The sequence below is a fragment of the Vibrio sp. vnigr-6D03 genome, from assembly GCF_002835515.1.
GTDB classification, from domain to species: domain Bacteria; phylum Pseudomonadota; class Gammaproteobacteria; order Enterobacterales; family Vibrionaceae; genus Vibrio; species Vibrio penaeicida.
Map to the genome: position 1 here is coordinate 19,859 of NZ_PIZL01000002.1, position 16,400 is coordinate 36,258.

Below are 16,400 nucleotides of genomic sequence, written 5' to 3' on the forward strand. Positions count from 1 at the left end.
TATTAGAAAGTTCGACCGATTGTAAAGGTAAAGACTTCATCTTTATCCCCTTCGAATTTTTTGATTGGCTTCGCAAGAGAGAAAACCAACGGTCCCATAGGTGACATCCATTGTAAGGCGACACCTGCAGACATTCGATAATTTGTCGGGTCGGAGTAATCATAGTAATAAGAATCACCAGCACTTACACCGGTGTCTGGATCAAGATAGTTAAATTCTGTATCCCACACACTTGCCGCATCAATAAACGCACTGGTGCGTATTTGGCTACGTGCTTCATCCGATGCAAATGGGGTTGGGAAGATCAATTCCATGCTCGCAAGTGCAATCGCATTCCCCCCAACGGCGTCGTCTGTCACTGTGTACTGGGAGTTGTTACCACCTGTGTGGTTTTCATTGTACACAGCCTTCGGACCTGCGCTATTGGATCGGAATCCGCGTAACGAACTAAAGCCACCCGCGTAGAAGTTTTCGTAGAATGGGAACAAGTTATCGTTGTCGCCATTCTTGCCGTAACCATTTCCGTAACCTAACCGCCCACGCAATAATAGAGTAAACTCATGCTTTTTTGTCAGAGGGATGTACTGTCTCACATCGTATTGAAGCTTGAAGTACTGAACATCAGAACCTGGCACCGTCATTTTGTAGAATGCGCGCTGATGGTTACCTGCTGTTGGGAAAAACCCTCGGTTTAGGTTGTTTCGTGTCCAAGACAGAGAAAAATCAAAGTCGTTTACATTCAGGCTTCGATCATTTTTGTCCAAATTGTCTTCTTGCGCCTGCAAGAACTTTTCAATTTGTACGTACTCATCCAAGTTGGAAATTCGGTTGTGCGTATAACCCGCACCAATTTCAAAAAAGTTAAGTTCGTCGAATGGGAAACCCCAAGTTAAACGCGTACCATAACTTTCGTTGGTATAGTCTACGATGCCCGCTTCAGATGCCTCGAACTGATTGTAGAAAATCTTACCACCCAGGCTGACACCATCAAGGTTCCAGTATGGATCTCGGTATTCAAGGCTTACGTTCTTACGGAATTTATTGGTGGATGCGTTGATACCAACGCGGTTACCGCTACCAATAAAGTTATCTTGCTGTAGACCAAGTTGGAAACTGATTCCTGACTCTGTGCCGTAGCCTACCCCGAAATTAATGCTTCCGGAATTTGCTTCTTTCACGTTATAGACCAAATCTACTTGATCTTCCGTGCCTGGCACGCGCACGGTTTGAACATCGACCGTTTCAAAAAAGCCCAAGCGATTCAAACGGCTTTTACCAGTATCAATGGCTTTCGAGTTTAACCAGCTGCCTTCCATTTGACGCATTTCGCGGCGAAGTACTTCATCACGTGTTGCGTTGTTACCCGTAAATCGGATATCACGAACATAAATTCGTTTGCCAGCCTCTACATTCACAACAAGTGAGACTTGCTTATTTTCGTCATCAAATTCTGGAATGGTTCTAACTTGAGGATACGCATAGCCGGACTCACCCAAGACACGCTTAACGTTTTCTTCGAGTGATGTTACCGCGCTGCCATCATAGATATCACCAGCAGCAAAAGGAATCATCTTGTCGAATTCTGCTTCCTTATCGATGAGCTCGCCTCGGAACTTCACAGACTCGACGGCATAAGGTTCGCCTTCATCCAGTGTTAGGGTGATATACACGCCTTTTTTATCCGGAGAAATAGAAACCTGAGTGTCGGAAACTTGGAACTTTAAGTAACCCTGGTTGAGATAAAATGTACGTAATGCTTCTAAGTCGCCTGCCAACACTTGCTTCTGGTATTTCTCATCGGCTAAGAAATTCCACCATGGCACGTCAACTCTTAGGTTAAAGCGGGAGCGAAGATCTTCGTCATTAAATACCGAGTTACCGATAAAGTTAATCTGCTGAATTTTTGCTGACACACCTTCGGTAAAAACAAATTTTAAGTCAGAACGATTCCGAGGTAACGGTGTTACAACCGCTTTTACTTCGGCGTTGTATTTACCGACGCTGTAGTAAAAGTCTTCTAAACCTTTTTCTATGTTGCTTAAAGTTGTTCGGTCGAGCGCTTCACCAATACGAATTCCAGAAGCATCTAGGTTTTCTTTCAGCTGCTCTTCTTTAATGGCTTTGTTACCAGAGAACGAGATGTTTGCAATGGTTGGACGCTCTTTCACCTCGATAACCAACACATTGTTGTCTTTGAGAACCCTGACATCTTCGTAATTGCCAGAGTCGTATAAGGATTTGATGATCTTTGCCACATCTTGCTGATCAACAGTATCACCAATACGAATAGGCATCTTGAGGAGTGCTGCCCCCAACGCTACGCGCTGTAGACCTTCAATTTTGATGTCTTCTACGACAAATTTTTCTGCACCATTCACCACTGTGCTCGATAGCAACAGAGAGGTGAGCAATAAATGCTTGATCGCCATATCTATTCTGATTATTCCTTGCAACTTCTTATTCTTTGCCATCTTCTACCAATCAGGTGATATCAAAGGCGAGTAAAATCATTAAACAATGCAACTACCATGAGAGAGAATATAATCGCGCCTCCCAGACGGTAACCGACTTCTTGAATCTTTTCTGGCACAGGACGGCGGATAATTGCTTCCACCGCAAAAAATAACAAATGACCACCATCCAAAATTGGTAATGGCATTAGGTTAATAATTCCTAAGTTGATACTGATTAGAGCAAGAAAACCTAGGAAGTACACCAAACCATAATCAGCGGTTGTGCCAGCGCCTTTAGCAATGGATATAGGACCACTCAAGTTCTCTATTCCAACATCTCCAACAACTAATTTTTTCAACAAACTGAAGGTCAAAGAAATAACTTGCCCTGTTTTCTCAACAGCTTTACCAACGGATTCAACCACACCATATTGTAGGTCGAAGCGATAGTCTGCCGGCCATTCACCGATTTCAGGAGCAATACCTGCAAATCCTTTGGTTGTTCCGTTTTTCGCTTCCTTAGCTTTAGGAATCAGCGCCAACTGAACTTCAACACCATTACGCTCAACCAACACATCAATTGATTTATTTGGATTCGTCTGGATAGCATCAACCATTTGCTGCCATTCCGACACGGGCTGACCATCAATTTCCAGAAGCTGATCACCCACTTCAAATCCGGCTTTATAAGCGGCTCCGCCATTACCTACATGCGCGATTTTAGTGGTCGTATCTGGGCGAAAAGGTGTAAAGCCTAATGTTCTCATTGGCGATTCTGTTTCTGGGTTGAAGCGCCACTCACGCAAATCAAGCGTATATGTTTGTTCGAACCCAACACCACCTTCCGGTGTGACCGTCATCGTCATTTCATCATCGCCAATATGAGCAATTAACTGCATATTAACGGATTCCCAATCTGCGGTTTTGATTCCTGCGACGGACTTTAGTTCCATCCCATCTTGAATTCCGGCTTGTGCAACGATGGAATTGGGGGTTACCTCTCCTATCACGGGTTTTATTGCTGGAACACCAATAATGAAAACAACCCAATAGGCAAACAGTGCGAAAATAAAGTTAAATGCAGGACCAGCACCCACAATTGCGCTTCTTTGCCACAATGATTTTCGATCGAATGCTTGCTCTTTCTCTTCTTCTTTGAGCGAATCAACTCGCCCATCAAGCATTTTGACATAACCACCTAGTGGGATAATTGATAGGCTGTATTCTGTTCCGTCTTTACCTATCTTGCTCCAGATAGACTTACCAAACCCTATCGAAAACTTATGAACTTTTACTCCGCAGCGTCGCGCTACCCAGAAATGCCCATATTCGTGCACAGCAACCAACACCCCAAGGGCGACGATAAACGATACTAAATTCCACAAAATACCAGTCATATTGCTCGCTTACCTACATATTCATGCGCAAAAGTACGCGCCATTCTATCCAGCTCTAATAAGCTTTCCAAGCAATCTACTTCAAGGTTTTGCTGTAGACCACACAGCTTAGATAAAACCTGTTCGTTGATTGTAGCTATATCTGTAAATTTAATTCTGTGATTCAAAAATGCATCCACCGCAATTTCGTTGGCGGCATTTAAACCAGTAGTGGCATGTTGCCCTGTATAGCAAGCCTCTATTGCTAGCTTAAGGCAAGGGTAACGCTCGAAGTCTGGCTCAAGAAATGTGAGTTCACCTACTTTGGTAAAATCGAGCGGCTTAACACCCGCTGAAATACGCTCAGGATAAGACATCGAGTAAGCAATCGGTGTTGCCATGTCAGGCTCACCCATCTGAGCCAATACAGAGCCATCACAATACTGAACCATTGAGTGAATCACCGACTGAGGATGTATTACTACTTTAAGCTGGTCTCGCGCAGCATTGAATAACCATTTGGCTTCAATGTACTCAAGCCCCTTGTTCATCATAGTTGCAGAGTCAACCGAGATTTTTGGTCCCATAGACCAGTTTGGGTGTGCAATGGCTTCTTTCGGCGTGACGTTAGCCAAAGTTGCAACATCTGAATAACGAAAAGGACCGCCAGAACCAGTGAGTAAAATGGACGAGATTCCTGAATCTTTAAGATTGCATTTACCCGGTCGAACCTGAACTTCTTTAGGTAGACACTGAAATATCGCGTTGTGCTCACTGTCTACAGGTAACAACTGCGCTCCATATTTCTCTACAGCATCAACAAAAAGCTGACCAGACATAACCAACGCTTCTTTGTTAGCAAGTAACACCTTTTTACCCGCTTGAATTGCTGACATGGTTGGTATTAGCCCAGCTGCTCCAACGATCGCTGCCATAACCATATCAACTTCATCCATTGAAGAAACGGCGCAAAGTCCTTCGTTTCCACTTAAGACGGTTACTTTTTTACCGGAGGCTGACAGTTTTTCTCGGAGCGAATTCGCTGCATTTTCGTCCGCCATAACGGCATACGATGGGTTCCAAACAACGCATAAATCATGCATTTTTGAAACGTTTGTGCCAGCAGCCAACGCGAAGACATTGAACTTCTCGGAGTTTTGGGCGACAACTTTTAAAGTGCTATCACCAATTGAGCCTGTTGCCCCAAGAATGGTTATATTTTGCATTATAGAAAACCGTTATACAGAACATGAAAAGGCAAGTTTCCTTGCCTTTTTACTATGCTAAAGCGTGAAATAGAGTAAGGCAAAAACAGGAAAGGCGGCGGTCAGGCTGTCAATTCTGTCTAGCACACCACCGTGTCCCGGGATAATGTTTCCACTATCTTTAATGCCCGAAACTCGCTTAAACATGCTTTCTACCAGATCACCTAATACTGAAATAACGACAGTAGTGAAAGTGATGAATATCATTATGACATGACTTGGGAAGGTGAGTTCAAACCAATTTGCGGCACCCCATCCAATGACCAATGCGGTAATGATGCCACCAATCAAACCTTCAATGGTTTTATTTGGGCTTACATTTGGGGCCATTTTACGCTTTCCGAACGTTTTACCTGCGAAGTAAGCACCGCTGTCAGCAGCCCAAACCAAAAAGCAAACAAACAGTACGAGCTTAGCACCGTAGTATGGATCTGAATCGTAGCCAACACTTCGTAAAAGGATAACGGAAGTTAAGAATGGAATAAGTGTCAGCAAGCCAAATGCGTGCCTCAGAACCTTAGAGCCTTGCCACAAGACAGAAGATTTCGGGAATGTCATTGCCATTCCACTGGATACTAACCACCATATTCCTGCTGCGGCTAAAATTAAGATATGTCCGCCCGAGACCTGCTGCAAAGCAGAGATTTCAAACGGTAAAAAGTAAAATAAACCCGCAAGCACTGCTAAAGCGGGGATTATTGCTATAGAGCGGTTCGGTGTTTCAACGAATTGAGTCCATTCCCAAAAGCCAATTACTACAATTGCAGCAATCGCAGCAATAAATAGGGGTATAGAGAGCTTAAAAATCCCTAATACAACTAATGGAGCCAGAATCAGCGCGGTTATAATTCTTTGTTTCAAGCTGATGATCCTTTGTTAGCCATTCATAATTTCTTGAATCTGCTCGCCTGTGCAACCAAAACGGCGCTCGCGATTAACGAACCATGCCACAGCATCTGCTAGGCTTTGCTCATTAAAATCAGGCCAATGTTGATCAACAAAATACATTTCAGCGTATGCCATCTGCCACAAAACAAAATTACTGATCCGGCATTCACCACTGGTGCGGATGAGTAAGTCGACTTCAGGCAAATCAGACATAGTTAAATGAGATGTTACCAGATCTTCATTGATTTCTGCTGGGTCAAGTACACCCTCTTTAGCTTCAGTCGCGATTTTTTGAATAGCTTGGGTGATATCCCATTTTCCACCATAGTTAGCCGCCACGTTAACAACCATGCCTTCGTTGTCTTTAGTTAGACTTTCCGCTTCTGCAATTTTTTTTTGCAATCGTTGATTAAAACGGCTGATGTCGCCTATGACTCTTAATCTAAGATTATTCTTGTGAAGACGTTTGACCTCTTTGGACAGAACGGTAATAAACAGCTCCATCAACAAGCTAACTTCCTCTTCCGGGCGGCGCCAGTTTTCGCTACTGAATGCAAAAAGAGTAACAGCTTGGATACCGAGTCGAGAAGCGGCTGAAATGGTTTTTCTAACTGAATCTACCCCTGCTTTATGACCAAAAACGCGGGGCTTACCCTGCTTTTTTGCCCAACGGCCGTTACCGTCCATAATGATAGCGATATGTTTAGGGAATGCGTCTGGATAGACTTGAGTGTTCAGCATAGGAAGTTCATTGAATCTAATGGGGTTGAGATAATAGCATAAAAAAAGCGCTGTGCTGTGGGCACAGCGCTTCGAAAAAGAAAAGTGTAAGTTATATTACACTTCCATCAACTCTTTTTCTTTCGCAGCAAGAACGTCATCAACATTCTTAACAGCAGCATCAGTTAGCTTTTGAATTTCATCTTGTGCTTTATGATCTTCATCTTCTGAGATTTCTTTATCTTTCAGAAGCGCTTTAAGTTCACTGTTTGCATCGCGACGGATGTTACGAATAGCAACACGACCACCTTCTGCTTCACCACGAACGATTTTTACCAAATCTTTACGACGTTCTTCTGTTAATGGTGGAAGAGGAACGCGGATTACAGTACCTGCAGACATTGGGTTCAAACCAAGATCCGATTGCATGATCGCTTTTTCTACTTTTGGCGTTAGCTCTTTGTCAAAAACGGTAATAGCAAGGGTACGAGAATCTTCAGCAATCACGTTTGCAACTTGATTTAGAGGCGTTGGTGCGCCGTAGTATTCAACGTTAATATTCGACAGTAGGCTTGGGTGAGCACGACCTGTACGTACTTTCGATAGGTTGTTCTTTAGCGCTTCAACGCTTTTATCCATGCGCTCTTGTGCATCTTGTTTGATTTCGTTAATCACAATTTCACCTTAATATTTTTTTAATTAGAGTGTTTTTGGCTGCCAATTATTGGTTTTCGCTGATTAGCGTACCTTCGGCTTCACCCATTACCACGCGACGTAGAGCGCCTGGCTTGTTCATATTGAATACACGGATCGGCATTTTGTGGTCACGTGCCAGTGTAAATGCCGCTAAGTCCATTACTTTCAGTTCTTTATCAAGAACTTCACTAAACGATAGGTTATCATACAGCTCTGCTTCAGGGTTTGCTACTGGATCCGCAGTAAATACGCCATCAACTTTTGTCGCTTTAAGAACAACATCCGCTTCAATCTCAATACCGCGCAAACATGCAGCAGAATCTGTAGTAAAGAATGGGTTACCTGTACCTGCCGAGAAGATTACTACGCGACCTTGGCGAAGCTCGCGAATTGCATCAGCCCAGTTGTAATCGTCACACACACCTTTCAATGGAATCGCCGACATTACACGCGCATTGACGTATGCACGGTGAAGGGCATCGCGTAACGCAAGACCGTTCATTACCGTCGCTAGCATACCCATGTGGTCGCCGACAACGCGGTTCATGCCCGCTTCAGCCAAACCAGCACCACGGAACAAGTTACCACCACCGATAACCACACCCACTTGAACACCCAGTTCAACCAGTTCTTTTACTTCTTGAGCCATACGATCTAGGACCGCAGGGTCAATACCAAAACCTTCTTCACCTTGAAGAGCTTCACCACTCAGTTTTAACAGGATACGTTGATACGCTGGCTTAGGGTTAGTTGTCATGGAGTCTACCTTCCAAATGAGAGTTGTTGATTAACAGTCATGAATACAAATTGCATTTTTACATTGATGCCAACATGCATTTATGACGATTAGCCACATATGTCTTTGTTTGTAAGTTTATGTATTTTGTTCGTAAAAAGACCGCAGCCTTGGCTACGGTCTTTTTTTCAACAATACGCTAAGGATTAACCTTTTTGTACCGCTGCTACTTCGTCAGCGAAGCTCATTTCTTCCGCTTTCTCGATACCTTCACCAACTTCTAGACGTACGAAGTTAGTTACTGAAGCGCCTTTCTCTTTAAGAACGTCGCCTACAGATTTCTTAGGTTCCATAACGAAAGCTTGACCAGTCAAAGAGATTTCACCAGTGAACTTCTTCATACGACCAACAACCATCTTCTCAGCGATTTCAGCTGGCTTGCCTTCGTTCATTGCGATTTCAACTTGAACTGCTTTCTCTTTTTCTACTACGTCTGCAGGTACGTCTTCTGGGTTAACGAATTCTGGACGAGAAGCAGCTACGTGCATTGCAACGTGCTTAAGAGTTTCAGCTTCGCCTTCACCAGCAACAACAACACCAATTTTCTCACCGTGACGGTAAGAAGCTAGTGCAACACCTTCAACGTATTGAACGCGACGGATGTTGATGTTTTCGCCGATTTTAGCAACTAGCGCAATACGAGTTTCCTCGAATTGAGCTTGTAGTTCTTCTGCAGTAGCTTTAGAAGCAAGAGCCGCTTCAGCAACTTCGTTTGCAAACGCTGTGAAGCTAGCATCTTTAGCAACAAAGTCAGTCTGGCAGTTCACTTCTAGAAGTACCGCTACACCATCAGCATCTTTGATGACAATTGTACCTTCAGCCGCTACGTTACCTGCTTTCTTAGCAGCTTTTGCAGCACCTGATTTACGCATATTTTCGATTGCTAGTTCGATGTCGCCGTCAGTTTCGTTCAGCGCTTTCTTACAGTCCATCATACCTGCGCCAGTACGGTCGCGCAGTTCTTTTACTAGAGCAGCAGTAACAGCCATTCTCTATTCCTCAGTTAATTCTGGATATGGTAAAAATCAGGGGCTCGATTTCGGCCCCTGATTGTAACTATAACTTAGCTTATATTTAACTTTGATTGCTGGTAAGGCTTGTTATCTATAAGACTAAGCGTGACTCAGAGCCGCTATTATTCAGCTTCTTCTACGAAACCGTCTTTTTCAGCAGCTGCAGCAACAACGTCTTGGTTACGACCTTCGCTTACAGCAGAAGCTGCAGCGTTAAGGTAAAGTTGTACTGCGCGGATTGCGTCATCGTTACCTGGGATAACGAAGTCAACGCCGTCTGGGTCAGAGTTAGTATCAACAACCGCGTATACTGGGATACCTAGGTTGTTTGCTTCGCGAACTGCAATGTGCTCGTGATCAGCGTCGATAACGAATAGTGCGTCAGGTAGACCGCCCATATCTTTAATACCACCAAGAGATTTCTCTAGCTTCTCCATTTCACGAGTACGCATTAGAGCTTCTTTCTTAGTTAGCTTGTCGAAAGTACCGTCTTGAGCTTGTGCTTCAAGATCTTTCAAACGCTTGATTGACTGACGAACAGTTTTGTAGTTCGTAAGCATACCACCCAACCAACGGTTGTTTACGTAGTACTGGTTGCTAGCGATAGCAGCTTCTTTTACAGCTTCAGATGCAGCGCGCTTAGTACCTACGAAAAGAACTTTACCTTTCTTCTCGCCAACTTTGCCTAGCTCAGCTAGAGCGTCGTTGAACATTGGTACAGTTTTTTCTAGGTTGATGATATGAACTTTGTTACGAGCACCGAAGATGAATGGCTTCATCTTTGGGTTCCAGTAACGAGTTTGGTGACCGAAGTGAACACCAGCTTTAAGCATATCGCGCATTGATACAGTTGCCATTTTAAATTCCTCTATGGGGTTAGGCCTCCACATACCCCATGCGTCCGACTCGACTTCTTAAATATAAGTAAGTGAGCACCCCGGATCATGTGTCGGTATGTGTGTGATTTAAAGAAAATATATTTGGACTCAAAAACACCTTCGCCAAGTGGAGATAACTGTTCTTAATTCCGGCGCGCTTTATACCATAAAAATCACCATTTTGGCTAGCAGAAATTTGAATATCTCTTCTATTGAAAGTCACCATGAGGTCTATGCTTGCTGTACCCTGAGCTGAAATTGAACGTTAAATGAAACATAACTAACGCCAGTGCTACTGTTACAAACCCGTCGCCACGACCTTTGCGTGCGGAGCAACCCACTGATAGAATGCAGCGATTGCATTAATGAGTTCGAGAAAGACGATGTCTATTAAAATTAAAACCACAGAAGAAATCGAGAAAATGCGTGTAGCCTGCAAATTGGCTTCGAGCGTTTTAGAAATGATAGAGCCGCACGTCAAACCAGGTGTCACCACCGAAGAAATTGACCGCATTTGTCACGATTACATTCTGGAAAACAATGCGTATCCGGCACCATTGGATTACCACGGTTTCCCAAAATCTATCTGTACTTCAATTAATCACATTGTCTGCCACGGGATCCCTGCATCCAAAGATGAAATCGGCTCTACAGGTAAGGGAAAACCTGCGATTTTAAAAGACGGCGATGTCATCAATATCGACGTCACTGTCATTATCCCAGAAGATAAAAATGCCGACTTGAGCGTTAGACCGAAGGGGTATCATGGCGATACTTCAAGAATGTTCTATGTAGGCGAGGTTTCACCGGCTGATAAGCGTTTATGTACGGTAACACAAGAAGCACTGTACGTTGCCATGCGTAAAGTGAAGCCAGGCGTTACGGTTGGCGAGCTTGGTACAGCCATCGATAAATTCATAAAAGACAACAACAAGAAAAATCCTCGCATGAAATACTCCATTGTGAAGGATTTTTGTGGTCACGGTATTGGTAGCGAATTCCATGAAGAACCTCAAGTGGTTCACTATAAGAACTCCGACAAACGCAAGCTAAAAGAAGGTATGTGTTTTACTATTGAGCCAATGATTAACGCGGGTAAGTTTGGATGCAGCGTCGACTCAGAAGATGATTGGACGGTGTACACTGGCGATGGGAAAAACTCCGCGCAGTGGGAACACACCATTCTCGTGACGAAAACCGGTTGTGAAGTTCTCACACTACGCAGTGATGACACCGTACCTCGCATTATGAAAAACGTGTAAATCACGTATCACAATGTAAGTTGTAGAAAGCCCGAATTTTCTCGGGCTTTCTTATATGGTAGCAATCTATTTGTATGTGAACTTGAGACTTTTTAGACAACTGTCATCAAGCTTATTTAACTGCGATGGATCGTCTACAAAGTCTTTAATAAGATTGTGTACGCAACCTTTCTGTGTCCCTTCAAATAAAACAACATGTCCAAGTGTATCATCCGTTATAGAACGGCTGTTCTTGAAATCTTTGACCACCAACTCTCCCCAAGATGGAGGAGTCTGATAATCATTGCCGCCATTTGTAATTAAAACGGGAACATTACTATTTGTGATTGGCTTAGATTCTTCTAAATCTGCTTTTTTTACAGACCAAGCTTTACATGCTGAACTGCTGAAACCCATGTGGTAGCTTGCATCAACGACTTTCTGGACTTCATTACCCCACTTTGCTCTCTCAGGATGATGAGCTTTGTAATATGGCTGGAATCCATATTCTTCTGAACACGCAACAGACAAACCCATCGCGGCAAAGTAGTCAGGTGTGTCTGTATTGCTGCTTCCAGTTGAAAGGTTGCTTCTGAGGCTTGAAGCAATATCAACAGTATCAAGTGCGAGTAGTGTCGGAATAGTAAGCTTACCTTCTCCGAAATCATCAGTATCATTACTCATACTGTTCAGCACAAAATTCAAAAACGGTTGATGTAAGTCTGCAGTTAAACCGACTATATGATGTTTGATACCTTCCCGTAATTGAGTCGGCGTACAGTTTTTAGAACGAGAGCAGACTTCTACGATTCTTTTCAAGCTCTCATAATTTGCCCACTTGAGATCAGCTAATCCACTAACCTGAGTAGGAAAAACCCCATCTAGCACCATAGCCTTAATCCCAGACTCTTTCTGCATTCCTAACTTAGTGAGTTTATCTTCTTCACGTAATACCGCTGCGGCTAGCCGTGTACCATACGACCCTCCGACAAGAGTCCATTTATCATTAATCTCCTCTAGTTCCTCAAGCTTTTTCCTCAGTACAATCATATCAAGAGCATTGTTCTTGGTGTTGTATGCATTGAGGTCAACCCCTTGGTTGACGAAGTTTGCTTTACATTGTTTGAGTTCAGATTCGCTCGCACTTCCAGCAAAACCACAAAACAGTGACGGCTGAGAAAACCCAGTACCACGCTGATCAACTAAGTATAAATCGTGATTGTCTCTGATAAGCGTATCGCTAAAATTATCACTATCAGCTAAAGCACTCCCTCCAGGGCCACCTGTAAAATAAACAATCGATCCTTTCTTAGTAACACTTTTCGATGAAGCCTTTGCGATTGGAATGGTAATTGTATTTCCGTTTAAAGGCTTTGAATAATCCTCAGGTACAGTGAGCTCCCAACATTGTTTTACAAAGCTTGGTGGCTGGTAATTAAGTTTAGACACTTTGAAATCCTTACACTGCTTCGCCACAAGAGTCGAAACTTTATATGCCTGAGTAAACTTAGACGTTGTTTGACCAGTGGACGTCCCTTTATTTCCGGAGTTGGAAGCTGACGAGCTACCGCCAGTAAAACAACCTGTTAGTAAAGAACCAACGGCAAGTCCAATTAAAACTTTTTTCATAATCAATTTTCCACACTGTAAAAATCATATTTTTCATGTAATTAACCTAATTGAACAGTGTTTTTAAATAATTACTTTACTTTGTTTAATAGAACATCAATAACGCTATCTATACTTTGATTGGGTGACAAAGCGTATCACTGGGAATCGTATTCTTCCGCCGTTTGAGTCTGTGAGACGTTCGAATTATCCGAAATAAGTTGATACAGTTAAGACAACTGTAGTTTGCACGGAACGCATGGATGACTTTTCAATCCCCTTTTACGCTTAAAGATTCTGCTATGAATCTGGAAAATTTACGTCATGAGTTGGAGAGTTTCTCCAATGACCAAAAAGAAGAGTTTCTCTCGCACCACCCGGTCACCGACTTGGTTCTTGGTCGCAGCGAATATATGGATATGCTACTTACTCGCCTTTGGGAATACTATGGTTTTGAACACATAGAGGAACTCAGCCTTGTCGCAGTTGGTGGCTATGGTCGTGGCGAGCTACACCCTCTTTCCGATATCGATATTCTGATTCTTAACAGCTCACCACTTCAGAGCGAAGTCAAAACCAAGGTCAGTGAATTCATTACGCTGCTTTGGGATTTACGTTTAGAAGTCGGACACAGTGTAAGAACCGTAGCAGAATGTGAAGAAGTAGGAAAAGACGATCTAACCGTCGCAACAAACCTCCAAGAGGCAAGATTAATCTGTGGTTGTGAAGGAACGTATCACAGCCTAAAAATGCTTATCCACTCAGAGAGTTTCTGGCCTAGCGAGGTCTTCTATCAAGCGAAAATCCAAGAACAAAAGCAGAGGCACGCGCGGTTCCACGATACCACTTATAATCTAGAGCCCGACATCAAATCTAGCCCAGGTGGACTTCGTGATATCCATACCCTAAGTTGGGTTGCCAGACGCCACTTTGGGGCGACTTCGTTATTCGAAATGAGCCGCTATGGATTTCTCACCGATGCTGAATACCGTGAACTATTAGAGTGCCAAGATTACCTATGGCGAGTGCGCTTTGCCTTACATATAGAGCTTAAACGTTACGATAATCGTTTGACGTTTGCCCACCAGCTTCAAGTTGCGCAGCATCTTGGATTTACTGGCGAAGGCAATAAGCCTATCGAAATGATGATGAAAGAGTTTTACCGCACATTAAGGCGTGTGGCCGAACTCAATAAAATGCTACTCAAATTATTCGACCAAGCCATCATCAATAAAGGTGAACAGCTACCAGCAGAGATTCTGGATGCCGATTTTCAGCGACGAGGACCGCTCATCGAAGCCAGAAAGCCAGCTTTGTTTCAGGCCCGCCCTGAAACTATTTTGGACATGTTCTTACACATTGCGAATGACTCCTCTATTGAAGGCGTAGCACCTGCGACCATGCGCCAGCTGCGAACCGCTCGTCGTCGATTGAACAAATTTTTGCATACCATTCCAGAAGCCCGTGAAAAATTCATGGACTTAGTTCGTCATCCTAATGCTTTGCATAAAGCGTTCAGTTTGATGCATCGCCTAGGCGTGATGTCGGCTTATCTACCACAGTGGAGCCAAATTGTTGGGCAAATGCAGTTCGATTTATTCCACGTGTATACAGTAGACGAGCACAGTATGCGTTTGCTCAAGCATATCCACACATTTAGCTTTGCCAAAAACCATGCGAAACACCCCATTTGTTGCGAGGTCTACCCTCGGATTCAAAAAAAGGAATTGCTGATCATAGCAGCTATTTTCCACGATATTGGCAAAGGGCGCGGAGGAGATCACTCAGAGATTGGGGCAGTCGAAGCTTACGATTTTTGCATAGAGCACGGCTTATCCAAACCAGAATCTAAGCTGGTTTCTTGGTTGGTCAAACACCATCTGTTGATGTCTGTCACCGCTCAAAGACGTGATATTTATGACCCAGAAGTGGTCACAGGGTTTGCAAAGAAAGTTCGTGATGAAGAATACCTAGAATTTTTGGTATGCCTGACCGTTGCGGACATCTGCGCAACCAACCCAGAACTCTGGAACAGTTGGAAGCGGACACTGCTCGCTGAACTTTTTTACTCTTCCCAGCGTGCACTTCGCCGTGGCTTAGAAAACCCAGTCGATGTTCGCGACAGAATCCGTCATAACCAACACTTAGCCTCGGCTATGTTGAGAAAAGAAGGCTTCACCGCCCGAGAAATAGAAGTGTTGTGGCAACGTTTCAAAGCCGACTATTTCCTTCGCCACACCCACAAACAAATTGCTTGGCACGGAGAACATCTCCTTAGATTAGAATCCAAAGAGCAACCTCTGGTCTTACTGAGTAAAGAAGCCACTCGTGGGGGCACAGAAGTGTTCATTTACTCAAAAGACCTGCCCAACCTATTTGCCAACGTTGTTGGCGAGCTCGACAGGCGTAACTTTAGCGTCCATGACGCACAAGTAATGACGAGCAAAGATGGCTATGCCCTCGATACATTCATTGTGTTAGACCATCATGGTGAACCCATAGACGAAAACCGACATGCCAATATGGTTCGTCATATAGAAAGCATTCTCAGTGAAGACGACGTGGCAAACTCAAAAGTGCGCCGGACTCCGAGGCAACTGATGCATTTCAACGTCAAAACACGTGTGGATTTTATTCCGACCAAAACACGAAAACGCACGTTAATGGAGTTCGTTGCCTTAGATACTCCAGGGTTACTGGCAAACATAGGCGCAACTTTTGCCGAGTTAGGTATTCACCTTCATGCGGCAAAAATCATCACCATAGGCGAACGAGCAGAAGACTTGTTTATTCTCACCTCACCCAATGGCGGTCCTTTAAGTGAAGAAGAGCAAGACGCGCTAAAAACCAAGCTGAAAGAAAGCGTTAGTGAGCTTCAGCATCACTAACGAAACAAGTAAATGGACGAGATCCGGTTTATCGCGATCTCGTCCACACTCTCTGCTCAAACGCCTGTCTGACCTATCAATAGCTGCTAAAGTTGAACAGTACTCAATCAGTTTGTTCATCCTATAGCCTGATGAATATTAAACTGATTTACTATTTATTGGCTAACACGAGGTGCTCTATGTATCCAAACCTCACTGGATTAGGTATTCAAGACCCGAAACAGATCGAACGTTATTCCCTTCGACAAGAATCGCAAAAAGACGTACTTAAGATCTATTTTAAAAAGCAAAAGGGCGAGCTTTTTGCTAAAAGCGTCAAATTCAAATACCCAAGACAGCGCAAAAATGTTTTGGTCGACAGCGGCAGCCATCAGTACAAAGAAGTGACTGAAATAAACCGCAACTTAACACTCGTGATCGATGAGTTAAACACCATTACGAAACCTGAGAAATTGGTTGAAGTTGATGTGAAAGAGAAAATCTTGTCTGATCTTCGTCACTTAGAAAAAGTCGTATCCAGCAAAATCGCTGAAATCGAAGCTGACCTCGACAAGCTAAAGTAAGCGGATATATACGTT

General features: G+C 43.6%; 13 protein-coding genes. 3 read left to right on the top strand and 10 right to left on the bottom strand.

Annotated features, from left to right (window positions below; all coding sequences use genetic code 11):
* Positions 1 to 2: 2 nt before the first annotated feature.
* From bamA to rpsB, 9 genes are all read right to left on the bottom strand, one after another.
* The gene (gene bamA / locus CW749_RS03315) at positions 3 to 2,429 is read right to left on the bottom strand and encodes an outer membrane protein assembly factor BamA (protein ID WP_101110631.1); all 2,427 of its coding nucleotides are present in this window, start codon (positions 2,427 to 2,429) and stop codon (positions 3 to 5) included.
* Between the two features lie 62 nt (positions 2,430 to 2,491).
* Entirely contained in the window at positions 2,492 to 3,850 is a 1,359-nt protein-coding gene (gene rseP, locus CW749_RS03320) for a sigma E protease regulator RseP (RefSeq protein ID WP_101110632.1), read from the bottom strand.
* Positions 3,847 to 5,055, bottom strand: a complete 1,209-nt coding sequence (gene ispC, locus CW749_RS03325; RefSeq protein ID WP_101110633.1) for a 1-deoxy-D-xylulose-5-phosphate reductoisomerase — start codon at positions 5,053 to 5,055, stop codon at positions 3,847 to 3,849. The genes rseP and ispC overlap by 4 nt, the downstream gene beginning before the upstream one ends.
* Before the next feature lie 57 nt (positions 5,056 to 5,112).
* Complete coding sequence (locus CW749_RS03330) at positions 5,113 to 5,955, bottom strand: phosphatidate cytidylyltransferase (RefSeq protein WP_101110634.1); 843 nt, start codon at positions 5,953 to 5,955, stop codon at positions 5,113 to 5,115.
* A gap of 15 nt (positions 5,956 to 5,970) precedes the next feature.
* Complete coding sequence (locus tag CW749_RS03335) at positions 5,971 to 6,723, bottom strand: isoprenyl transferase (RefSeq protein WP_101110635.1); 753 nt, start codon at positions 6,721 to 6,723, stop codon at positions 5,971 to 5,973.
* A gap of 96 nt (positions 6,724 to 6,819) precedes the next feature.
* Positions 6,820 to 7,377, bottom strand: a complete 558-nt coding sequence (gene frr, locus CW749_RS03340) for a ribosome recycling factor (RefSeq protein ID WP_101110636.1) — start codon at positions 7,375 to 7,377, stop codon at positions 6,820 to 6,822.
* Between the two features lie 46 nt (positions 7,378 to 7,423).
* Positions 7,424 to 8,155, bottom strand: coding sequence for a UMP kinase (gene pyrH, locus CW749_RS03345; RefSeq protein WP_101110637.1), 732 nt, complete (start codon positions 8,153 to 8,155; stop codon positions 7,424 to 7,426).
* 185 nt (positions 8,156 to 8,340) lie between these two features.
* Positions 8,341 to 9,183, bottom strand: coding sequence for a translation elongation factor Ts (gene tsf / locus CW749_RS03350; protein WP_101110638.1), 843 nt, complete (start codon positions 9,181 to 9,183; stop codon positions 8,341 to 8,343).
* Between the two features lie 146 nt (positions 9,184 to 9,329).
* Positions 9,330 to 10,064 (bottom strand): 30S ribosomal protein S2, encoded by a 735-nt coding sequence (rpsB, locus tag CW749_RS03355; protein WP_145959477.1) that lies wholly within the window; start codon positions 10,062 to 10,064, stop codon positions 9,330 to 9,332.
* Positions 10,065 to 10,468: 404 nt separating this feature from the next.
* On the opposite strand from rpsB, the gene map reads away from it, so the two are divergent.
* Positions 10,469 to 11,347 carry a type I methionyl aminopeptidase gene (map, locus tag CW749_RS03360; protein WP_101110640.1) on the top strand — a complete coding sequence of 293 codons (879 nt, stop codon included), beginning with the start codon at positions 10,469 to 10,471 and terminating at the stop codon, positions 11,345 to 11,347.
* A 66-nt stretch (positions 11,348 to 11,413) separates the two neighbouring features.
* Here the strand turns inward: map and CW749_RS03365 are convergent, their stop codons facing one another.
* Positions 11,414 to 12,955: an alpha/beta fold hydrolase gene (locus CW749_RS03365; protein WP_101110641.1), complete on the bottom strand. Its 1,542-nt coding sequence runs from the start codon at positions 12,953 to 12,955 to the stop codon at positions 11,414 to 11,416.
* Between the two features lie 242 nt (positions 12,956 to 13,197).
* Between CW749_RS03365 and glnD the strand changes: the two genes are divergently transcribed.
* Both glnD and CW749_RS03375 read left to right on the top strand, forming a co-directional pair.
* Positions 13,198 to 15,822 (top strand): bifunctional uridylyltransferase/uridylyl-removing protein GlnD, encoded by a 2,625-nt coding sequence (gene glnD / locus CW749_RS03370; RefSeq protein WP_101110642.1) that lies wholly within the window; start codon positions 13,198 to 13,200, stop codon positions 15,820 to 15,822.
* A 179-nt stretch (positions 15,823 to 16,001) separates the two neighbouring features.
* Positions 16,002 to 16,385, top strand: a complete 384-nt coding sequence (locus CW749_RS03375; RefSeq protein WP_101110643.1) for a DUF3461 family protein — start codon at positions 16,002 to 16,004, stop codon at positions 16,383 to 16,385.
* The last annotated feature ends 15 nt before the right edge of the window (positions 16,386 to 16,400 follow it).